Source organism: Rhodoferax mekongensis (genome assembly GCF_032191775.1).
In the GTDB taxonomy this organism is placed as follows: domain Bacteria; phylum Pseudomonadota; class Gammaproteobacteria; order Burkholderiales; family Burkholderiaceae_C; genus Allorhodoferax; species Allorhodoferax mekongensis.
Window position 1 is genome coordinate 538,859 of record NZ_CP132507.1, and the last position, 19,495, is coordinate 558,353.

Here is a 19,495-nt window from a genome sequence, read left to right on the forward strand (position 1 = left end):
AACTGCCATGAGCCTGCCCGTACGTTCCGTCACCCCCGAGTTTTATGTCGCCGCACAGTTGGCGCCGGCTGACATGGCCGCCGCCGCCGCCATGGGCTTCAAAACAGTGATCAACAACCGCCCCGATATGGAAGGCGGCGCCGAGCAACCCGCCAGCACCAGCATGCAAGCCGCAGCAGTGGCTGCCGGTTTGAACTACGTATACCTGCCCGTGGTGGCCGGCTCCATCACCCCCGAACAAGCCGTCGCCATGAAGCAGGCATTGGATGCAGCCCAACAACCGGTGCTGGCTTTTTGCCGCTCGGGCGCACGTTCGACCCAGCTGTTCATGCTGGCGCAGCAAAGCGCCGCCTGATCCGCGCCCATCTGTAGAGCACAAACAAAAAGGGCTGCCGGCAATGCCGGCAGCCCTTTTTGCTATGTTTTTGCTAGCTGCTAGCGCACATCCGCTGGGCGCTAGCAGCCCTTTTGGCTCAGCGCCCGCCGTTAAACGACAGCGCTTGCCCCAACGCGAACACCGAGTTCGGGGCGGTGGTGCGCACAGGGGCCAAAGGCTTGAGCTTTTGCAACACGCCCTTCTTGGCCACTTTGCGTTCCTTGACCGCAAAGCCCTTGGCACGCTGCTCCTCAGCCAGGCTGCGCAGGGTGATGGTGCGCATGTGCGCCACCACGGTGCTTTGCAGCGCAGCCCACAGGTCGCGGGTCATGTCCTGCGCGCTCTGGGAAGTCTCGCGGCTGGACTCTTCCTTCTCTTCGATGGCACCAATGATGTCGGCCACGGTGATGCTGTCGCCCCGGAAGCCCAGGGAGTAACCGCCGCCGGGGCCGCGGGTGCTCTCTACCAGGCCGTGCTGGCGCAACTTGGCAAACACCTGCTCCAGGTAAGACAGCGAAATGCGGTGCCGGAGTGCGATGTCCTGCAGAGGCACCGGCTGGCCGCTTTCACGCAAAGCCAGGTCGATCATGGCGGTAATGGCAAAACGTCCGCGGGTACTGAGTCGCATACAAGGTCTCCTTTAGTGAACGACTGATAGACCTGAACTGTAGGCATGGTTATGCTTCGCGTAAATTCGAATTTTGTAAATTTTTAATTCGATTTTTTCGTAGTATTTCAGTTTGTATCAGCCGGAGTCCCCATGAACTTCAAGCACCTCCACTACTTTTGGGTCACCGCCAAGGCCGGCGGCATCATGCGCGCGGGTGAACAGTTGCACACCACGCCCCAGACGCTGTCGGGCCAGATCAAGCTGCTGGAAGACTGGCTGGGCCGCAAGCTCTTCCAGAAAAGCGGCCGCAATCTGGAGCTCACCGAAGACGGCCGGCTGGCGCTGGGCTATGCCGACCAGATCTTTACCCTGGGCGCAGAGCTCGAAAACGCGGTGCGCCTGCCGCGCGGCACTAACCGGGTGTTGGACTTCAAGGTGGGGGTGGCCGATTCGGTGACCAAGTCCCTCGCGTACCGCTTGCTGGAGCCCGCCCTGACGCTGGACGAACCGGTGCGCATGATTTGCAGCGAGGGCAAGTTCCCCGACTTGCTGGCCAAGCTGGCGCTCAACCAACTGGACCTGGTGATTGCGGATGAGCCCATGTCCAAGCGCATGAGCGTCAAGGCCTTTAACCACGAGCTGGGCAGCACGCCCATGAGCTTCTTTTGCGCGCCGGCGCTGCGCAAGACCCTCAAAGGTGATTTTCCCGAGTGTCTGAACGATGCACCAGTACTCATCCAGGGCGCCCAAGCTTCGGTGCGCCAGCAGTGGGAGGGCTGGCTCAGCCGCCACCAGCTGCACCCGCGCACCATTGGCGAGTTTGACGATGGCGCGCTCATGACCGCCTTCGGCCGGAAGGGGCGCGGCGTGTTCATGGCGCCCTCGGTGATGGAGGCCGACATCGTGGAGCAGTTCGGTGTGGAGGTGATTGGCCGCAGCGACGAGCTGGTAGAGGAATTCTTTGCCGTCTCGGTGGAGCGGCGCATCACCCACCCCTGCGTGGTGGCGATTACCAAAACCGCGCGGGGCCAATTGTTCAGCTGATACTGTTCTGTCACAGCCGCGTGGACAATGCGGCCTCACTCCTCCACTGAAAGACCGCATGTACGACCTGCTCAAACTCCTGCACCTGATTGCCGCCATCGTCTGGATGGGGGGCATGACCTTCATGCTGATCGCCCTTCGCCCTGCCACCCTGGCGGTCATGGAGGCCCAACCCCGTGCGGTGCTGATGGCCGCCGTGTGGCAGCGCTTTTTTGTGGCGGTACTTATCGCGATCGTGGTGCTGCTGGCGACCGGTGGCTACATGTTCGGCGGCTCCATGAAAGCCGCCCGCGAAGCCACCGGCCACGGAGTAGTGCCCTTGGGCTGGACCGTGATGACCGCACTGGGCGGGCTGATGTTTTTGATTTTCGGGCACATCTACTTTGCGGGTTTTGCCAAGTTCCGCCGCGCGGTGGCCGCCGCCCAGTGGCCGGTCGCTGCCAAGGCAGCCGGCCAGATTCATTTGCTGGTGGTCACCAACTTTGTGCTCGGCTGGGCTGCGATTGCCGCGGTCAAGTTGTTGGCGTAACTCACTTTTTCAACTAGCGATGCCAGCCCGACTTCACCCCCTCACCGGCCCAACTTTTAAGCACAGCATTCCTGATCTGCGTGGTTTAGCCATTGCACTACTGGCCTGCACTGCAGCACTGGGCGCCCACGCGCAGTCTGAAGGCGAGGGAAAAAGCCTGCCGCTGTGGGAGATGGGCGTGTTTGCCGGCGGAGTCACCACACCCGCCTACCCCGCATCCGTGGAGCGCAACAACCGCGGACTGGTGCTTCCGGTACTGGTGTACCGCGGCGAGATCTTCCGGGCCGAGCGCGGCAATGTGGGTGCGCGGCTGGTGCACACCGAGGACACCGAGTTCGACATCGGATTTGCGGCCTCGCTGCCGGCCAGCTCCAACGACATAGCCGCCCGTCAAGGCATGCCGGACCTCGGCACGCTGGTGGAATTCGGCCCCCGGCTGAAGACTGTGCTGGCCCGGCCCAACGCATACAGCCTGGTGCGCTTTGAGCTGCCGGTGCGCAGCGTGATTGAGGTGCAAGGCGGCCTGCGCAGCCAGGGCCTGGCCATAGAACCCGAGCTCACATGGGCCACCCGGGTACCGGGAACTGCGTGGGGCTTGTCTACCAGCGCCAGCCTGATCTTCGGGGATGACCGGCTTAACCGCTACTTTTACGGCGTGCCGGCCGACTTGGCCACCGCCGATCGCCCGGCTTATGAAGCCAAGGCCGGCCTGATAGCGTCGCGCCTCACACTGATGGCTTCCCGCAGCTTGGGGCCCGATGTGCGGGTCTTCGGCTTTATGCGCGCGGAAAGCTATGCCGGCAGTGCCAACGCGGGCAGCCCCCTGTACTTGCGCAGCACCGGTACCTCGGCAGGCTTGGGCTTGAACTGGACGCTGGGCCGCTCGGAAGCCCGGGCACGCTAATAACCAATTTAGGTGGCATGCAGGCCACCTATAGATGGTTTATCGCATAAACAAACAACGAAGTATTCGTTGTGGTTTGCACCCCGCATCCCCAAAATCGGGTTTCACCGACTCAACGGTCGCAGCTTCGCGGCCATTTCAATATTTGGAGCCGACATGAATTTCAAACAAAAAACGACTCTGGCGCTCGCCGCACTTGCGCTGACCGCTAGCAATTTGGTAGCAGCCCAGACGACGCTGCTCAATGTGTCTTACGACGTGGCGCGCGAGTTTTACAAAGACATCAACACCGCCTTCATTGCCAACTACAAGAAAACCACCGGCAAAGACATCAAGATCGACCAGAGCCACGCCGGCTCCAGCGCCCAGGCCCGCGCCGTGAACGATGGCCTCGACGCTGACGTGGTCACCATGAACACCACCACCGACGTGGACTTCCTGGCCGGTACCGGTGTGGTGGCCAAGGACTGGGCCAAGAAGTTCCCCAACAACGCAGCACCCACCAGCTCCACCATGTTGTTCCTGGTGCGCAACGGCAACCCCAAGGGCATCAAGGACTGGGATGACCTGGTCAAGCCCGGCGTGCAGGTGGTTGTGGTCAACCCCAAAACCGGCGGCAATGGCCGCATGGCCTACTTGGCCGCTTGGGGCCAGGTACGCAAGAAGGGCGGCACCGACGCCCAGGCTTTGGACTTTGTCTCCAAACTGTACAAAAACGTGCCGGTGCTCGCCAAAGGCGGTCGTGACGCAACCACGATCTTCCTGCAACGCAACATCGGCGATGTGCTGATCACCTTCGAATCCGAAGTGGTGTCCGTAGACAAGGAGTTCGGCGCCGGCAAGGTCGATGCCATTCACCCCGGCATCTCCATCGTGGCGGAAAACCCCGTGGCGGTGGTTGAGCGCACGGTGGCCAAGAAAGGCACTGCAGAGCAAGCCCGCGCTTACCTGAATTTCCTGTACACCGACGAGGGCCAGGAAATTGCAGCCCAGCATGCTATCCGCCCCAGCAACCCGGCCATCCTGAAGAAGTACGCCAGCACCTTCAAGCCAATCACGCTGTTCCGTGCGGAAGAATTTTTCGGCTCCTTTGCTGAAGCGCAAAAAGTGCACTTCAACGACGGCGGCCAGTTCGACAAGCTCTACACCGTCAAGTAAATGACTGCTGCTGTTCTGCAGGCCCCGCTCAACAAGCGGGCGCCCAAACGGGTGTTGCCCGGCTTCCGCCTGACGCTGGGCTACACCCTGTTTTATCTGGCGCTGATCGTACTGTTGCCGCTGTCTGCGCTGATATTCAAAACCTTCACGCTCACGGGTGAACAATTCTGGGCAGCCGTGGCCAGCCCGCGCGTGGTGGCCTCGTACCAACTGACCTTCGGGGCTTCGTTTTTTGCCGCTCTGGTGAATTCGGTCTTCGGCCTGCTGGTCGCCTGGGTGCTGGTGCGCTACCAGTTCCCCGGCAAGCGCATTGTGGATGCGCTGGTGGATCTGCCCTTCGCCTTGCCCACCGCAGTGGCGGGCATTTCGCTGACCGCGCTGCTGGCCGGCAACGGCTGGATCGGCAGCTTGCTGGAACCACATGGCATCCAACTGGCCTTTAACCGCAATGGGGTGGTGATCGCCCTGATCTTTATCGGCCTGCCCTTTGTAGTACGCACTGTGCAACCCGTGCTGGAAGATGCAGAAAAAGAATTGGAAGAAGCCGCCACCTGCCTGGGTGCCACGCGCTGGCAGACCTTCCGGCACGTGATCTTCCCGACCATAGCCCCTGCCCTGCTTACCGGCTTTGCCATGGCCTTCGCCCGTGGTGTGGGTGAGTACGGTTCGGTCATCTTTATCGCCGGCAACATGCCCATGATTTCTGAAATCACTCCGCTCATCATCATCAGCAAGCTGGAGCAATACGACTATGCGGGCGCCACCGCAGTGGCTACCGTCATGCTGCTGGCTTCGTTTGTCATGCTGATGGTGATCAACAGCCTGCAAGCCTGGCAGCGCAAACGTGCGGGAGCCTGACCATGAGTAGCACACGCATGAACACCGCCGGGCCGTCCCAAGGTGTGAACACCCCCTCGGGGGGCAGCGACGTACGCAAAGCGACAAGCGTGGGGGCCAGAAACGTCCGCCGCGCCAAGGCGGGCACCACCGAACCGGCATGGGTGAAATGGTCGCTCATCGCCGTGGCACTGGGGTTCATTTTCTTGTTTCTGGTCTTGCCGCTGGCTGCCGTGTTCACCGAAGCCTTGCGCAAGGGTGGTGAGGAGTTTCTGCTGGCCTTGAAAGAGCCGGACGCCTGGAGCGCCATCCGCCTCACCTTGCTGATCGCCGCCATAGCGGTGCCCATGAACCTGGTGTTCGGCATTGCTGCTGCATGGTGCATTGCCAAGTACGAGTTCAAAGGCAAGGCGTTTTTGACCACCCTGGTGGACCTGCCTTTCTCGGTGTCCCCGGTGGTGGCTGGCCTGATATACGTGCTGATGTTCGGGGCGCACGGCTGGTTCGGCCCATGGCTGCAGGCGAATGACATCAAGATCGTGTTTGCCGTGCCGGGTATCGTGCTCGCCACCATCTTCGTCACCTTCCCCTTCATCGCCCGCGAGCTGATCCCGCTCATGCAGGCCCAAGGCACGGACGAAGAGCAGGCCGCCCAGGTGCTGGGCGCCAGCGGCTGGCAAACCTTCTGGCATGTAACGTTACCCAACATCAAGTGGGGCCTGATTTATGGCGTCATCTTGTGTAACGCGCGCGCCATGGGGGAGTTCGGGGCGGTGTCGGTGGTGTCGGGGCACATCCGTGGCCAGACCAACACCATGCCGCTGCACGTCGAGATTCTGTACAACGAATACCAGTCGGTGGCCGCCTTTGCCATTGCCTCGCTGCTGGCGCTGCTGGCGCTGGTCACCCTGGTCATCAAGTCCTTTGTGGAGTGGAAGTTCGAGCGCGACCAGAAAGCCGCTGCGGACTTGCCCCCTGAAAAACCGCTGGCATAAGCGCCCGCCTTTTTGAGTAAATCATCATGAGCATTGCAATCCGCAACGTCAGCAAAGACTTCGGCACCTTCAAGGCGCTGCAGGACGTGAACCTGGACATTGAGTCCGGCGAACTTGTCGCCCTGCTCGGCCCCTCCGGCTGCGGCAAAACCACGCTGCTGCGCATCATCGCCGGTCTGGAAACCGCTGACCACGGCAACATCCTTTTCAGCGGCGAAGACACCACCGACGTGCACGTGCGTGAGCGCAACGTGGGCTTTGTGTTCCAGCACTACGCCCTGTTCCGCCACATGACGGTGTTTGACAACGTGGCTTTCGGCCTGCGCATGAAGCCGCGCGCTCTGCGCCCTTCAGAAGCCGTCATCAAGGAAAAGGTGCATGAACTGCTGGGTCTCGTACAGCTGGACTGGCTGTCGGACCGGTATCCGGCGCAGCTCTCCGGCGGGCAGCGCCAGCGTATTGCGCTGGCCCGCGCCTTGGCAGTGGAGCCCAAAGTGTTGCTGCTGGACGAGCCCTTTGGCGCGCTGGATGCCAAGGTGCGTAAAGAGCTGCGCCGCTGGTTGCGCCGCCTGCACGACGACTTGCATGTGACCAGTATCTTCGTGACCCACGACCAGGAAGAGGCCCTCGAAGTGGCTGACCGCGTGGTGCTGATGAACAGCGGCAAAGTCGAGCAGATCGGCTCGCCCCAGCAGGTGTGGGACCACCCCGCCAGCCCGTTTGTCTACGGTTTCCTGGGTGATGTGAACCTGTTCCACGGCCGTGCCCACGAAGGCGAAATGCTGATCGGCGAAGACCACCACGGCGTGCGCTTGGCCAGCCCTGAGCACAGTGAAGCGCAGAACGCCAAAGCCTTTGCCTATGTGCGCCCCCACGACCTGGATGTGCAGCCCTACAAAGCCGGCCAACCCGCAGGCGGCATCGTCGCCAAGCTGGTGCGCGCCATCGTGGTCGGCCCGATTGCCCGCCTCGAACTGCTGCCCGAAGACCGCAGCGCGGCAGGCAGCGGCGACATCATCGAAGCCCAGATCGGCGCACAGGAATACAAGGCGCTCGAGCTGAAGGATGGCGACACCGTCGTACTGACACCGCGCAAGGCACGGGTGTTTACGGCTTGAGGTGAGATGAGCAGCGCAAAGGCGCTATAAAAACAGGAGCTGCTGGCGCACATTCCATATGCGCTAGCAGCTCTTTTTGTTGGAACCTACAGCCCGCAGCCCCGCAAGATGAATGAGACCGCGTGCTCGGTGGCACGCTCGTAGTCTTTCTCAGTAAGCGCATCCTGATCCATCACCGCGCAGATCTGCACGTCGAAGTCGGCATAGGTTTGGGTGGCGGCCCAGATGGTGAAGAAGAGGTGCATGCCGTCCACCGGTGCGATTCGCCCGGCGTCTGCCCAGGCTTTCACGACGGCCGCTTTTTCGAGAGTGAGTTGACGCAAGTCGGTCGCCAGCAGTTCCTTCACCACCGGCGCACCATGCAGCAGTTCGTTGGCCCACACTTTGGAGCCGTCAGGCCGCTGTGCGGAGAGCTCCATCTTGGCGCGTATGTATTGCTCCAACGCGGTGCGCGGGTCGGCGTCCACGGTGATGCCATGGGTGGGCACCAGCCAGTCGCTCAGAATTTGGGCCAGTACGGCGCGGTACAGCACTTCCTTGCTGCCGAAGTAGTAGTGCAGGTTGGCCTTGGGCAGTCCGCTGGCCTCGGCGATGGCGGCCATGGTGGCGCCTCCGAAACCGGCACGGGCAAACACTTTTTCGGCGGCAGACAAAATAAGGGCCTCATTCGCCCTGCGAATGAGGCCCTTGGGAGCTTCGGCAACGTGGGTCATGTCGCCGAACTATAAACGCCCCCACGCTCCGCCGCTGCGCGGGTCGCTGCCCCACCAGGGGCCGCGTTACGCCTTGAGGCGGCTCGGCGGCGAAACGTCATCACTTCTGGGCAGCGTCATAAATGGCGTGCGAATACGCAGCCTTACCCGGGTCTTTCTTGATCACAGGATCGCTGCCGCCGGCCAGCAACACCTTCACGGTGCGCTCGTAAGCAGCGGGCTCCAGGTAACCAATTTTCTTGGTACCGGCATTGGTGATCAGCTTGGCCACGTTTTCCATCTGGCGCTTCTGGACCTTCAGGCTGGCGCTACCGGAGGTGTCAGCGGCAACCACGGCTTTCGCGGCACCGTCAGGGTCCTTCACTGCAGCGTCCCAACCCTTGAGCGTGGCCTTCAGGAACTTGCCCATTCTTGCCACGAAGGCGGGGTCTTTCAGGTTGTCTTCCAACACATACAAGCCGTCTTCCAGGGTTGCGACGCCCTCTTTTTCATAGAAGAAAGTGACCAGGTCTTTTTCCTTGACTCCAGCGTCCACCACTTGCCAGTACTCGTTGTAAATCATGGTGGAGATGCAGGCAGCCTGGTTTTGCAACAGCGGGTCGACGTTGAAACCTTGCTTCAGGATCTTGATGTCGGAGTCGGTCTTCAGGCCGAGCTTGCCCATCCAGTTGAGGAAGGGGTACTCGTTGCCACCGTACCAAACGCCCAGGGTCTTGCCCTTGAAGTCTTTGGGGCTTGCCACGCCGCTGGACTTCTTGCAGGTCAGCATCAAACCGGATTGGTTGAACACCTGTGCCACGTTCACCAAAGGCACACCGGCTTCGCGGGCGGCCAAGGCAGAAGGCATCCAGTCAACCACGATATCGGCTTGTTTGCCCGCAATCACCTGGGTGGGGGCAATGTCAGGGCCGCCGGGTTTGATGGTCACGTCCAGACCGGCGTCTTTGTAGAAGCCCTTGGCAGCAGCCATGTAGTAGCCGGCAAACTGGGCCTGAGGCACCCACTTGAGCTGCACAGTCACCTTGTCGGCGGCCTGGGCACCCAGGCAGGCGGCTGCCACGCCCAAGGCCAGCAGGCCCTTGGTGAATTGGGAAGAACGAATCATGGAAAGCTCCTTCTACGGGTTAATGAAAAATCGCAACACAGACCAAGCGCGGGCTCACCCTTCGCGCACTGAGGGATGCCAGAACGCCGCCCGGCGCTCCAATGCAACTAGCAAGGCGTAGGCCACCGACCCGGTTACCGCCGCCACCACAATCGCGCCCCAAACCAGCGGCATGTTCATGCGCGCAGCCTCGGTGCTGATGCGAAAACCCAGACCCGACGTGGGTGAACCAAAGAACTCCGCCACGATGGCTCCGATAAGCGCCAGAGTGGCATTGACCTTGAGCGCGCCAAAGATGAACGGCAGCGCGGCAGGCAAGCGCAGCGCCAACAAGGTGCGTGGGTAGCTGGCGGCGTAGCTGTACATCAACTCACGCTCCAGTTTGCCGGCTGCCTGCAGGCCCGCGAGGGTAGACACCAGCATGGGGAAGAAGGTCATCAGCACCACCACCGCCGCTTTGGAGGGCCACTCAAACCCGAACCACATCACCGCAATGGGCGCCACGCCGACCAGCGGGATCGCGCTGGTGAGGGACGCCACAGGAAGGAGGCCGCGCTGCAAAAACGGCATGCGGTCAATGGCCACTGCCACGAGAAAGCCCGCTCCACATCCCATAGCCCAACCGATGAGCACTGCTTTTCCTACGGTCTGCACAAAGTCGCCCCAAAGTTTGGACGCATGGTCCCCCAGCGACCCGATGATCAGGCTGGGGGCGGGCAGGAGCACGCGCGGTACATCGAGCGCGCGTACCAGGATTTCCCAGAACAACACCACCCAAGCACCAAACAAGGCAGCAGTCGCCATACCCACCCAGCGGCTGCCCTGTACGGACGCCATGCGGTAGACGCTGTAACCCGCTCCCAGAGCCAGCAACACCATGCCGGGCCAGAACCACACCGGAGTCACACCGCCTGTCATACGCCCCCCCGGCTGCGCAGCACCAAGCGCTCCACGCCGGCAACGATGCCGGTCAACGCGAGACCCAAGAGCGCAGACATCACTAGTGCCGACCAGATTTGTGTGGTCTGTCCGTAATACGAGCCGGTGAGCAAGCGCGCGCCCAAACCGGCTTGAGCCCCGGTGGGCAGCTCGGCGACCATGGCACCCACCAGACCTGCCGCCACGCCTACCCGCAATGCAGGGAACAGAAACGGCAAGGCCGCAGGCAGCCGCAACAACCACAGGGACTGCCAACGCGACGCAGCATAGGTGTGCATCATTTCGGTTTCAATTTTTTGCGGTGAACGCAGGCCCTGCACCATGGCCACAGTGACCGGGAAAAAGCACAGGTACATGGCAATGAAGGCTTTGGGCGCGGTGCCCGAAAAACCCAAGCTGCCCAACACCACCAGCACGATCGGCGCGATGGCCAGCACAGGCACCGTTTGCGAAGCAACGATCCAAGGGAGCAAAGCTTTATCGAGCGTACGGCTGTGCACGATGAGCACCGATAGCAAGAGGCCCAGCGCAGTACCCATGACGAACCCCAGCAGCGTGGACTGGCCGGTCACGATCACGTGGTAGATCAGGTTGCGTGGGGAGTCCACCGGCCATTCGGTGAGGCTCTCGTAAAAGTCGGCGGCCACCTGATGTGGCGCAGGCATCAACGGGCGCTCCATGCTCATGGTGGCCTCGAACAGCTCCATCTGGGTGTAGCCGGCCTCTTCATCCAGCACACGCTCGATAGCGCCTTGCGCATTCAGACCCCAAGCCGCGCCGTACCAGGCCAACACTACGGCCAAGAGCACCACCACGACAGGAAAGTAGTCGTGGACTATGCGTTGGGAAAACGTCTTAGTGGTGGCCATCGGCTAAGGCCTCGCGCACTTCGTGGGCCAGCTCCATAAATGCTGGCGTATCCCGCAAGCCCAGATGGCGCTCATCGGGCAGGGGCGAATCAATCACCTTGACGATGCGCCCGGGGCGCGGCGACATCACCACAATCTTGGTAGACAGGTACACCGCCTCAGCAATGCTGTGGGTCACAAAAACCACCGTGCGACGCTCGCGCTGCCAGAGTTGCTGCAGCTGCTCGTTCAGGCGGTCACGGGTGATTTCGTCCAGAGCGCCGAAGGGCTCATCCATCATCAATATCTTGGGTTCAAACGAGAGCGCACGCGCAATCGACACCCGCTGTTGCATGCCGCCCGAGAGCTGCCAAGGGTACTTCCCCTCAAAGCCCTTAAGGCCTACGCGCTCCAGATGCTCGAGCGCAATGGCCTTCACCTCTGCCTTGCCCTTACCCTGAATCTGCAGCGGCAGGGTCACATTGGCCAGCACATTGCGCCACGGAAAAAGAGCAGGTGCCTGAAAGACATACCCATATGAGCGGGCCAGGCGCGCGTCATGCGGGCTGACACCGTTCACCAGCACTTCGCCGGAACTGATGTGCTCCAAGTCAGCGATGACCCGCATAAGCGTGGTTTTGCCGCAGCCGCTGGGGCCGATGAGCGAAACAAACTCGCCTTCACGGATGTCCAGATCGATGTTGGAAAGGGCGTGGACCGGGGTATCCGCGGTCTGGTAGATCACGCTGGCATTGCGCACCGCGACCGCGGTGCGGCCAGCATGGGGGGCGGCCGTGGGGCCTGATGCTTCGGAATGGTTCATTGACACACAGTAGCAGGAGTCATGGTTGCACCAACTGAGGGCGCAACCGCCGATTCGACCTTTACAAGTTAACCAAATGGTCAACTTATGGACTCATACTAGCCAGTTCCGTGCCAGTCCCACCACTGGGGTTTGTACGGGGCCTCGGCTTCAGGACTTGTCGGGCAGGGTGCCAATGGGCTGCAGACGGCCCAATTTATGGGCGAGCTCGATGGCAGAACTCACACCCATTTTTTCGAAGATATTGGCCCGGTGAAACTCCACCGTGCGCTGGGTGATGCCAAGGTGATCAGCAATGTTCTTGTTGTAGTGGCCCAGAATGAGCTGGTCCAGCACCTCCCGCTCGCGGGGACTGAGCGAGGCCAGCGCGTAACGCAGGCGATGGGCCTCCTGGTTGGCATCGCCATGGGCGGCAGCGGCAGCCAGCGCTTGCTCCACCCGGTCTACCAAGACATTGTCCTGAAAAGGCTTTTCCAGAAAGTCCCACGCGCCGTTTTTGACGGCCGCAACGGCCGTTCCCACATCGCCATTGCCGGTCAAAAACAACACCGGCCAGGGGCAGGCCAAGGCCTTGAGCTGCTCAAACACCTGCAAACCTGTCATGGGCGTCATGCGAATGTCCAGTAGCACCACCGCTTGCTCCCAGATGCCGGCACGGGCTTTGACGGACTCCAGAAAGGGCGGGCCACTGTCCCAGGTGGTGGCCTTGTGGCCGCGGGAGTCAAACAGCCATGCCAATCCCTCGCGCATGTCGGCGTCGTCATCAACGATGTAAATGGCTGCGGTGCTCACAGGGCGTCTCTCATGGGGTGTCTATTGTGCCGTCCAGGGTGCTTGGCTCGCCAAGGGCAATCCCTGCCAGTGGCAGGCTCACGGTGAAACGGGCACCGCCCAACTCGGGCGAGCGATCGACCTGAATGCGGCCATGGTGCGCCTCGACGATGGATCGGCAAATCGCCAGGCCCATTCCCATGCCGCCTTCCTTGCTGCTGAAAAAGGCATCAAAGATGTGCGACTGAGTTTCGTCCGGTACGCCCGGGCCATTGTCTGAAATGCTGATCTGGGCCCAGGCTTGCTCCATTCGCACCCCCAGATGCACCTGTGGCGTGCCCGAATGCGCCTGTGCGGCTTCTTGGGCATTGGTGAGCAGGTTATTCAGCAAGTGTTCGATCAACAACTCGTCTGCGTTCACCCAGACCGGCTCCGCGTCCGGCACGGCGTGGGGCGCCATGCGCTGCACCACCGGCATCAGATCGAGGCGCTGCAAAGAAATTTCGCGACGCCGGGCGATCGCATTCACCCGCTGGATAATGCGGCCCGCCCGCTCGGCCAGTCCTGCGATACGTTGCACCACCGGCGCGGTCTCTTCGATACTGATGCGGCCGGCATTCAATTTGTTGAGCAACCCGGTGGCGAAACTGCTGAGCGCGCCCAGCGGCTGGTTGAGTTCATGGGCCAGGGTGGAGGCCACCTCACCCACCGCCACCAATCTGCCGGTGGCTTCCAGCCGTTCCTGCTGTTGCGCGGCCACCGCCTGCGCGCGCTTGCGCTCGCTGATGTCGAGCACGGAGCTCATCCAGCCTATGTGTTCACCGGCGGCCGTGTGCAGCGGCGCTTCGTGAATCAGTACATCCAGCAAATGGCCATCACGATGTTGGAACTGCACTTCCACCCCGTCCATGCTGGTGCCATGCGCCAGCACATCGCGGTGAACTTGCTCGATATGGCTGTCGTTGCCCTGCGGCCAATACGGCATGGGCGCAGAGACGCCGATGAGCCGCTCCGCCGGGTAACCCACCATGCTGCAAAACGCCTCGTTCACATACAACACGCGGCCAGCCAGGTCCCAGGCCCGCAAGCCTATGGTGACCGAGTTCTCCATCGCGGTGCGCAAGGCCACTTCAGCCTCCAGACGGGCTTGCACTTGCTGGCGCTTTTGGATGTCCCGGCGCAGAGCCCACAGGCTGACCAACATGCCCCCCAAGAACACCATGGCCACCAGCAGGAACATGCGGGGTACGGTTGCCGCTTGCTCCCGGATAGGTGTCACTTCGAGGTACACATCGGTTCCCGCCAGATTCATGGCAGCGCGGAATGGCTTGCGTCTGTCCGGATCGAAAGTCGTACTCCCCTCGTCCAGTACAAGACGTACCTCATGGGAGCGGGTGAACCACTCCGGAACCAGGGACCGGACTGCGACATCCAGCGCGAGTGCAGCCACATAGTTGCCTACAAAATAACCGCGCTCGAAATAGGGCACTGCGAGCCAGACCAAAGGTGTGAGCTTGCCGTCTGCATCCCGCATGGGGCCGGCGTATGCAGAACGCCGCAGGCCGCGAGCGGTGTCATGCATGGTGGCCAGTGACTGGGTATTCAAGGGGTGGCGGTTTTCATCCATCTGCCAAAGCGCGGGCGGTGCGCTCAAGGGGGCGCCCACCCACCCTTGCGCCAACAGCACACCGGGCTCCCGCCACAACAGGCCTCCCTGCACATCGGCCGATTGGCGCGCGGCAACCCGCAGGTCCTCCTCCAAGCGCCGGAAATGGAACTGAACACTCTGCTCCAGCCACTGGGCATCTGCAGCTTGGCGACGGGTGTCCTCCTCAGCTTCAAAGTGCTGCAAATACAGCACCAGTGCAATCACGGAGCCCACCACGAGCGCCAGGAAACCCAGCAACCAGATACCCGGCCAGAAACTGCGCACACCCGTACCCGCAGCGCTTTCGCGCGCAGAGACAAAGTCAAAAACGGGAACGGACGGACGCTCGGGCATGGGCGGTTGTGGGGAAGGTGCACTCGCATAATAGCGACCATGTCCCTGTTCTCCGCCCCTGCCCTGCCCCGCCGCCGCTGGCTGCAAGCTGCGGCAGTAGCCGGAGCAGGCCTTTTGACAGGACACGCCTCTGCTGCGGCGGAGAGAACCATCCGGCTGTCCCACGTCGTGGCGCGGGATACCCCGAAGGGCATGGCACTGGAACGCTTCCGCGCTTTGGTGGAAGAACGCAGCCGGGGACGCATACGAGTCCAGATTTACCCGCAAGGCCAACTCTACGGGGACCACGATGAAATGCAGGCGCTACAACTCGGGGCTGTGGACATGGTGGCGCCTTCCCTCTCCAAGTTCGGGCCCATCGGTTTTCCCGAATTCGAGCTTTTTGACCTTCCTTTTTTGTTTGACAGCGTGGAGGCCGTACGCAGCCTCACACGCGGCAAGGTCGGACACACCCTCTTGCAAGGTCTGAGCCGACAACGCCTGATGGGATTGGGCTTTTTTGACAACGGCTTCAAACACATGAGTGCCAACAAGCCCCTTTTGGAACCGCGCGACTTTGCAGGACTGCGCATGCGGATTCAGGGCTCCCGCGTGATTGCCCAGCAAATGCGGGCTTGGGGGGCGGTGCCGGTCACATTGCCCTTCAGTGAAACACGACGTGCACTGGAAACCAGAGTGGTGGATGGCACCGAAAATCCGGTGTCCAACTTCTGGACCCAAGGCATGCAAGCGGTGCAGAGCGATCTGAGCCTGACCGCGCATGGATACCTGGGCTATGCAGTGGTGACCCACCAACGCTTCTGGGAGAACTTGCCCAATGCAGACCGGCGCATGGTCCAAGAGGCTTTGGACGACGCCCTGGTGTTCGGCAACGAAATTGCCGATGCGCAAAACGACAAAGCACTGGCAGCCCTGCACCTCACGGGTGCAGCCAACATCCACAACCCTTCATCTGCGCAAACGCGGCTGCTCCAACAAGCCAGTCGTCCGGTGCACGCAGAACTGGCAGCACGCATCGGCCAGGACTGGCTCACCAAGGTGCAGAACGCACTCATCAAGGCAACCTAGGGTTTCTACTGCAGGGTTTTCACTAGCTGTTGAACGCCACAGTTACCAGCCGGAGAGCCTGTCGATAACCTTCGCCCCGCGGAGTCCGGATGCGGCTTTTTCTATGCCCCTGCGGACACCAAAACGTCGTAACAAAAACGAGGGGCATTCACTTGAAAATCCAAAGTCAAAAAGACTTCTTTGCCGGACTGATGTTCACGGTGGTGGGAGGCAGCTTTGCTGCCGGCGCCAGCCAGTACACGCTGGGCAGCGGAGCAAAAATGGGACCGGGCTACTTCCCGCTCATTCTGGGCATCCTGCTCGCCGTGCTGGGCTGTGCCATTGCCGTTAAAAGCATGATCACCCCCACGCCTGACGGCGACAAGATAGGCAAATTCGCCTGGAAACCCCTGTTCTTCATCATCGCTGCCAACCTGGTGTTCGGCGCATCCATCGGCGGACTGCCCGTGATTGGCCTCAAACCCCTGGGCCTGATCGTGGGCATCTATTTGCTCACCTACATCGCCAGCCACGCAGGTGAAGAACACAAGTTCAAGGAAGTCGCCGTGCTGGCCACCATCCTGGCGCTCTTGAGCTATGTGGCCTTCATCGTTCTCCTCAAGCTGCAGTTCCCCGTTTGGCCTGCGTACTTCACTGCCTGATCACCGCTTAATCACGGCTTATTGAGACTGCAACATGGAACTCTTTGAACACCTCTCCTTAGGTTTCGGTGTGGCCTTCACCGGCCAGAACCTGATTTATGCCTTCATCGGCTGTCTGCTGGGTACCTTGATCGGCGTTTTGCCCGGCATCGGCCCCTTGGCCACCATTGCCATGCTGCTGCCCGCCACCTATGCCTTGCCTCCTGTGGCGGCATTGATCATGCTGGCCGGTATTTACTACGGCGCCCAGTACGGAGGATCGACTACCGCCATTCTGGTGAACCTGCCCGGCGAGTCTTCGTCGGTGGTGACCGTCATTGACGGTTACCAGATGGCCCGTAATGGACGCGCAGGTCCTGCGCTGGCTGCAGCGGGCTTGGGTTCTTTCTTTGCCGGTTGCGTGGGTACCCTGATCCTGGCGGCCTTTGCAGGCCCCTTGACCGAGCTGGCCTTCAAGTTCGGCCCTGCCGAGTACTTCAGCCTGATGATTCTGGGCTTGATCGGTGCGGTGGTGCTGGCTTCGGGCTCCCTGCTCAAGGCCATTGCCATGATTGTGCTGGGGCTCTTGCTGGGCATGGTGGGCACCGATGTGAACTCCGGTGTGGCCCGTTTCAGCTTTGATATCCCTGAGCTCACCGACGGTATCGGCTTCATCGTGATCGCCATGGGCGTGTTCGGCTACGGCGAGATCATCAGCAACCTGGCCAAGAGCGAGAGTGAACGTGAAGTCTTCTCGGCTTCTGTTTCCGGTCTCTTGCCTACCAAACAGGACTTCAAGGACATGTTCCCCGCTGTGCTGCGGGGTACCGCTTTGGGTTCGGTGCTGGGTATCTTGCCCGGTGGTGGTGCGGTGATGGCGGCCTTTGCGGCCTACACCCTGGAGAAGAAGACCAAGCTGCGTCCCGGTGAAGTGCCTTTCGGCAAGGGCAACATCCGCGGGGTGGCCGCGCCTGAGTCGGCGAACAACGCAGGAAGCCAGACTTCTTTCATTCCTCTGCTGACCCTGGGTATCCCACCGAATGCGGTGATGGCCCTGATGGTGGGTGCGATGACCATCCACAACATCCAGCCCGGACCGCAGGTGATGACAAGTAACCCCGAGCTCTTCTGGGGTCTGATTGCTTCCATGTGGATCGGCAACCTGATGTTGGTGATCCTGAACCTGCCGCTCATCGGGATCTGGATCAAGCTGCTTACAGTGCCTTACCGCTGGTTGTTCCCTTCTATCGTGCTGTTCTGTGCGATCGGGGTGTATTCGACCAACAACAACACCTTCGATATCTGGATGGTGGGTCTGTTCGGGGTGATCGGGTATCTGTTCATCAAGCTGGGCACAGAACCCGCTCCGCTTTTGCTGGGCTTTATTCTGGGGCCGATGATGGAGGAGTACTTGCGCCGGGCGCTTCTGCTCTCCCGTGGGGACTGGAGTGTGTTCGTCACCCGGCCACTCTCAGCCAGCCTGTTGGTGGCGGCGCTGGCTCTTCTGGTGGTGGTGATGCTGCCTTCCATCAAGGCCAAGCGGGAGGAGGCGTTTGTGGAGGATTGAAACTATAGTTTCAAATTCAGATGATCCAATTCACGTTTTTGGAGTAACCCATGACGCCGCTACGCTCTGCCCTGATCGGGCTCTGGTTTGCAAGTGCCTGCCTGTCAGCCAGTGCCCAACTCAAGATCGGGCAGACCACCGGGGTGACAGGGGCTGTCGCTGCAACGGTCAAGGAGTCCATGTTTGGCGCGCAGCTCTACATCGACTCGGTGAACGCCAAAGGCGGAGTGGGTGGCGAGAAGATCGAAGTGATCACGCTGGATGACAAGTTCGACACACAACTGGCCTTGGCCAATGCCAAAGACTTGATAGAGAACAAGGGGGTGCTCGCACTGTTCATGACACGCGGCACACCCCATACCGAAGGCATCATTCCGCTCTTGGACCAACATGGGGTGCCCCTGCTAGGGCCGTCTACCGGCGCGATGGTGCTGCACCAGCCGCTGAAGAAACATGTCTTCAATGTGCGGGCCACTTACCAGCGGGAGGCCGAGCGCGCAGTGGCGCACCTTGCCGCAACCGGTGTGACCCGCATGGCCATCATTCATGTGGATGACAGCTTCGGCGCTGACGGCCTTGAAGGTACGCAAAAGGGTCTGGCAGCTGCCAAGCTCAACGCCTTGGCGGTCGCCAAGTTCGACCGGAGCAAACCCGACTTTTCACAGATTGCACCTTCCATCGCCAAGCTCTCTCCCCAGGCGGTCATGATCATTGGCTCAGGTACTGCTGTCGTGGATGCGATCAAGTCACTGCGTGAAGCCGGAAGCGGCGCGCAGTTGGTGACCTTGTCCAACAACGCATCCGGTGGCTTCATCAAACTGCTGGGCGACAACGCACGCGGTGTGATCGTGAGCCAGGTGTTGCCCCAGTCCCCCAACTATGCGCTGGTGCAGGAGGCTGCCGGTTTGGCCAAAGCCAAAGAAGTGCTGGATGTGAGCCCGGCCATGCTGGAGGGCTTTGTCTCGGCCAAAGTGTTGGTGGAGGCCTTGCGCCGTGCAGGCCCCAAACCCACGCGCGACAAACTCCAGTCCGCACTCGAAAGCATCAGCCGCTTTGACCTGGGGGGTTTGAGTCTGAGTTTCAGTGCCAATGATCACACCGGCCTGGACTTCGCTGACCTTTCGATCATCACGGCCTCCGGCAAATTCCGGCGCTGAACCGCAGGACTTATTTGTCCGCCTCAGAAATCGGGCGGGCTTGCATTTGGGTTTCCACTTGCTGCTTCACCTGATCTTGGAAAGCGCGGCTTTGCTCAACGGCTGTGCCTGTCGATGAGGCCGGCGCACCCGATACCGCAGGTACTGCCAATTGAGGCGTGGCCGTCGTTGCGAGCTGCTTTCTGGCAAGCACGGCAACAATGGCCAAAGCGACAACCAGTCCAACCAAACCCCATCCAGCGCGCATACAAAACCTCCGGTGTGAGTGGCAGTGTAGACAAACCGCAGGCGCTTGGCCTGTGGTGCCGAGC

The 19,495-nt window shown here is 61.0% G+C and carries 21 protein-coding genes; 12 read left to right on the plus strand and 9 right to left on the minus strand.

What is annotated here, in order from left to right:
• Positions 1-7 precede the first annotated feature (7 nt).
• Positions 8-355: a protein tyrosine phosphatase family protein gene (locus RAN89_RS02595; protein ID WP_087495646.1), complete on the plus strand. Its 348-nt coding sequence runs from the start codon at positions 8-10 to the stop codon at positions 353-355.
• A gap of 118 nt (positions 356-473) precedes the next feature.
• Here RAN89_RS02595 and RAN89_RS02600 read toward each other — a convergent pair whose 3' ends face one another.
• A complete protein-coding gene (locus tag RAN89_RS02600; RefSeq protein WP_313868112.1) occupies positions 474-1,004 on the minus strand; it encodes an Rrf2 family transcriptional regulator in 531 nt (176 codons plus the stop codon).
• A gap of 132 nt (positions 1,005-1,136) precedes the next feature.
• On the opposite strand from RAN89_RS02600, the gene nhaR reads away from it, so the two are divergent.
• From nhaR to RAN89_RS02635, 7 genes are all read left to right on the plus strand, one after another.
• A complete protein-coding gene (gene nhaR / locus RAN89_RS02605; protein ID WP_313868113.1) occupies positions 1,137-2,030 on the plus strand; it encodes a transcriptional activator NhaR in 894 nt (297 codons plus the stop codon).
• A 58-nt stretch (positions 2,031-2,088) separates the two neighbouring features.
• Positions 2,089-2,559 (plus strand): hypothetical protein, encoded by a 471-nt coding sequence (locus tag RAN89_RS02610; RefSeq protein ID WP_313868114.1) that lies wholly within the window; start codon positions 2,089-2,091, stop codon positions 2,557-2,559.
• A gap of 19 nt (positions 2,560-2,578) precedes the next feature.
• Positions 2,579-3,463 (plus strand): MipA/OmpV family protein, encoded by an 885-nt coding sequence (locus tag RAN89_RS02615; protein ID WP_313868115.1) that lies wholly within the window; start codon positions 2,579-2,581, stop codon positions 3,461-3,463.
• Positions 3,464-3,619: 156 nt separating this feature from the next.
• Complete coding sequence (locus tag RAN89_RS02620; RefSeq protein ID WP_313868116.1) at positions 3,620-4,621, plus strand: sulfate ABC transporter substrate-binding protein; 1,002 nt, start codon at positions 3,620-3,622, stop codon at positions 4,619-4,621.
• Positions 4,622-5,479, plus strand: coding sequence for a sulfate ABC transporter permease subunit CysT (cysT, locus tag RAN89_RS02625; RefSeq protein WP_313868117.1), 858 nt, complete (start codon positions 4,622-4,624; stop codon positions 5,477-5,479). It begins immediately after the preceding gene.
• Between the two features lie 2 nt (positions 5,480-5,481).
• A complete protein-coding gene (cysW, locus tag RAN89_RS02630; protein ID WP_313868118.1) occupies positions 5,482-6,453 on the plus strand; it encodes a sulfate ABC transporter permease subunit CysW in 972 nt (323 codons plus the stop codon).
• 26 nt (positions 6,454-6,479) lie between these two features.
• Positions 6,480-7,571 carry a sulfate/molybdate ABC transporter ATP-binding protein gene (locus RAN89_RS02635; RefSeq protein WP_313868119.1) on the plus strand — a complete coding sequence of 364 codons (1,092 nt, stop codon included), beginning with the start codon at positions 6,480-6,482 and terminating at the stop codon, positions 7,569-7,571.
• A gap of 86 nt (positions 7,572-7,657) precedes the next feature.
• Here the strand turns inward: RAN89_RS02635 and RAN89_RS02640 are convergent, their stop codons facing one another.
• The 7 genes from RAN89_RS02640 to RAN89_RS02670 all read right to left on the minus strand — a co-directional run bounded on the left by RAN89_RS02640 (position 7,658) and on the right by RAN89_RS02670 (position 14,772).
• Positions 7,658-8,284 carry a TetR/AcrR family transcriptional regulator gene (locus RAN89_RS02640; RefSeq protein WP_313868120.1) on the minus strand — a complete coding sequence of 209 codons (627 nt, stop codon included), beginning with the start codon at positions 8,282-8,284 and terminating at the stop codon, positions 7,658-7,660.
• 100 nt (positions 8,285-8,384) lie between these two features.
• Positions 8,385-9,389, minus strand: coding sequence for an ABC transporter substrate-binding protein (locus tag RAN89_RS02645; protein WP_313868121.1), 1,005 nt, complete (start codon positions 9,387-9,389; stop codon positions 8,385-8,387).
• A 54-nt stretch (positions 9,390-9,443) separates the two neighbouring features.
• Positions 9,444-10,307 (minus strand): ABC transporter permease, encoded by an 864-nt coding sequence (locus RAN89_RS02650; protein WP_313868122.1) that lies wholly within the window; start codon positions 10,305-10,307, stop codon positions 9,444-9,446.
• Positions 10,304-11,197 (minus strand): ABC transporter permease, encoded by an 894-nt coding sequence (locus tag RAN89_RS02655; RefSeq protein ID WP_313868123.1) that lies wholly within the window; start codon positions 11,195-11,197, stop codon positions 10,304-10,306. The genes RAN89_RS02650 and RAN89_RS02655 overlap by 4 nt, the downstream gene beginning before the upstream one ends.
• Positions 11,184-11,999, minus strand: a complete 816-nt coding sequence (locus tag RAN89_RS02660) for an ABC transporter ATP-binding protein (RefSeq protein WP_313868124.1) — start codon at positions 11,997-11,999, stop codon at positions 11,184-11,186. The genes RAN89_RS02655 and RAN89_RS02660 overlap by 14 nt, the downstream gene beginning before the upstream one ends.
• A gap of 150 nt (positions 12,000-12,149) precedes the next feature.
• Complete coding sequence (locus tag RAN89_RS02665; protein ID WP_313868125.1) at positions 12,150-12,791, minus strand: response regulator transcription factor; 642 nt, start codon at positions 12,789-12,791, stop codon at positions 12,150-12,152.
• Between the two features lie 10 nt (positions 12,792-12,801).
• Positions 12,802-14,772: a two-component system sensor histidine kinase NtrB gene (locus RAN89_RS02670; protein ID WP_313868126.1), complete on the minus strand. Its 1,971-nt coding sequence runs from the start codon at positions 14,770-14,772 to the stop codon at positions 12,802-12,804.
• Positions 14,773-14,811: 39 nt separating this feature from the next.
• On the opposite strand from RAN89_RS02670, the gene RAN89_RS02675 reads away from it, so the two are divergent.
• The 4 genes from RAN89_RS02675 to RAN89_RS02690 all read left to right on the plus strand — a co-directional run bounded on the left by RAN89_RS02675 (position 14,812) and on the right by RAN89_RS02690 (position 19,184).
• Positions 14,812-15,840 carry a TRAP transporter substrate-binding protein gene (locus RAN89_RS02675; protein ID WP_313868127.1) on the plus strand — a complete coding sequence of 343 codons (1,029 nt, stop codon included), beginning with the start codon at positions 14,812-14,814 and terminating at the stop codon, positions 15,838-15,840.
• Positions 15,841-15,992: 152 nt separating this feature from the next.
• A complete protein-coding gene (locus tag RAN89_RS02680; protein ID WP_313868128.1) occupies positions 15,993-16,481 on the plus strand; it encodes a tripartite tricarboxylate transporter TctB family protein in 489 nt (162 codons plus the stop codon).
• A gap of 34 nt (positions 16,482-16,515) precedes the next feature.
• Positions 16,516-18,027 (plus strand): tripartite tricarboxylate transporter permease, encoded by a 1,512-nt coding sequence (locus RAN89_RS02685; protein WP_313866265.1) that lies wholly within the window; start codon positions 16,516-16,518, stop codon positions 18,025-18,027.
• Positions 18,028-18,077: 50 nt separating this feature from the next.
• Complete coding sequence (locus RAN89_RS02690; protein WP_313868129.1) at positions 18,078-19,184, plus strand: ABC transporter substrate-binding protein; 1,107 nt, start codon at positions 18,078-18,080, stop codon at positions 19,182-19,184.
• Positions 19,185-19,194: 10 nt separating this feature from the next.
• On the opposite strand, the gene RAN89_RS02695 is transcribed toward RAN89_RS02690, so the two are convergent.
• Positions 19,195-19,431, minus strand: a complete 237-nt coding sequence (locus RAN89_RS02695) for a hypothetical protein (protein WP_313868130.1) — start codon at positions 19,429-19,431, stop codon at positions 19,195-19,197.
• Positions 19,432-19,495 lie beyond the last annotated feature (64 nt).

What these genes read in the sequence shown, in the direction of transcription:
- cysW (WP_313868118.1), top strand. Translation starts at nt 5,482, where the DNA reads ATGAGTAGCACACGCATGAACACCGCCGGGCCGTCCCAAGGTGTGAAC.
- RAN89_RS02655 (WP_313868123.1), bottom strand. Translation starts at nt 11,197, where the DNA reads ATGGCCACCACTAAGACGTTTTCCCAACGCATAGTCCACGACTACTTT.
- RAN89_RS02690 (WP_313868129.1), top strand. Translation starts at nt 18,078, where the DNA reads ATGACGCCGCTACGCTCTGCCCTGATCGGGCTCTGGTTTGCAAGTGCC.
- nhaR (WP_313868113.1), top strand. Translation starts at nt 1,137, where the DNA reads ATGAACTTCAAGCACCTCCACTACTTTTGGGTCACCGCCAAGGCCGGC.
- cysT (WP_313868117.1), top strand. Translation starts at nt 4,622, where the DNA reads ATGACTGCTGCTGTTCTGCAGGCCCCGCTCAACAAGCGGGCGCCCAAA.
- RAN89_RS02695 (WP_313868130.1), bottom strand. Translation starts at nt 19,431, where the DNA reads ATGCGCGCTGGATGGGGTTTGGTTGGACTGGTTGTCGCTTTGGCCATT.
- RAN89_RS02620 (WP_313868116.1), top strand. Translation starts at nt 3,620, where the DNA reads ATGAATTTCAAACAAAAAACGACTCTGGCGCTCGCCGCACTTGCGCTG.
- RAN89_RS02600 (WP_313868112.1), bottom strand. Translation starts at nt 1,004, where the DNA reads ATGCGACTCAGTACCCGCGGACGTTTTGCCATTACCGCCATGATCGAC.
- RAN89_RS02645 (WP_313868121.1), bottom strand. Translation starts at nt 9,389, where the DNA reads ATGATTCGTTCTTCCCAATTCACCAAGGGCCTGCTGGCCTTGGGCGTG.
- RAN89_RS02660 (WP_313868124.1), bottom strand. Translation starts at nt 11,999, where the DNA reads ATGAACCATTCCGAAGCATCAGGCCCCACGGCCGCCCCCCATGCTGGC.
- RAN89_RS02615 (WP_313868115.1), top strand. Translation starts at nt 2,579, where the DNA reads ATGCCAGCCCGACTTCACCCCCTCACCGGCCCAACTTTTAAGCACAGC.
- RAN89_RS02635 (WP_313868119.1), top strand. Translation starts at nt 6,480, where the DNA reads ATGAGCATTGCAATCCGCAACGTCAGCAAAGACTTCGGCACCTTCAAG.
- RAN89_RS02610 (WP_313868114.1), top strand. Translation starts at nt 2,089, where the DNA reads ATGTACGACCTGCTCAAACTCCTGCACCTGATTGCCGCCATCGTCTGG.
- RAN89_RS02670 (WP_313868126.1), bottom strand. Translation starts at nt 14,772, where the DNA reads ATGCCCGAGCGTCCGTCCGTTCCCGTTTTTGACTTTGTCTCTGCGCGC.
- RAN89_RS02595 (WP_087495646.1), top strand. Translation starts at nt 8, where the DNA reads ATGAGCCTGCCCGTACGTTCCGTCACCCCCGAGTTTTATGTCGCCGCA.
- RAN89_RS02640 (WP_313868120.1), bottom strand. Translation starts at nt 8,284, where the DNA reads ATGACCCACGTTGCCGAAGCTCCCAAGGGCCTCATTCGCAGGGCGAAT.
- RAN89_RS02675 (WP_313868127.1), top strand. Translation starts at nt 14,812, where the DNA reads ATGTCCCTGTTCTCCGCCCCTGCCCTGCCCCGCCGCCGCTGGCTGCAA.
- RAN89_RS02650 (WP_313868122.1), bottom strand. Translation starts at nt 10,307, where the DNA reads ATGACAGGCGGTGTGACTCCGGTGTGGTTCTGGCCCGGCATGGTGTTG.
- RAN89_RS02685 (WP_313866265.1), top strand. Translation starts at nt 16,516, where the DNA reads ATGGAACTCTTTGAACACCTCTCCTTAGGTTTCGGTGTGGCCTTCACC.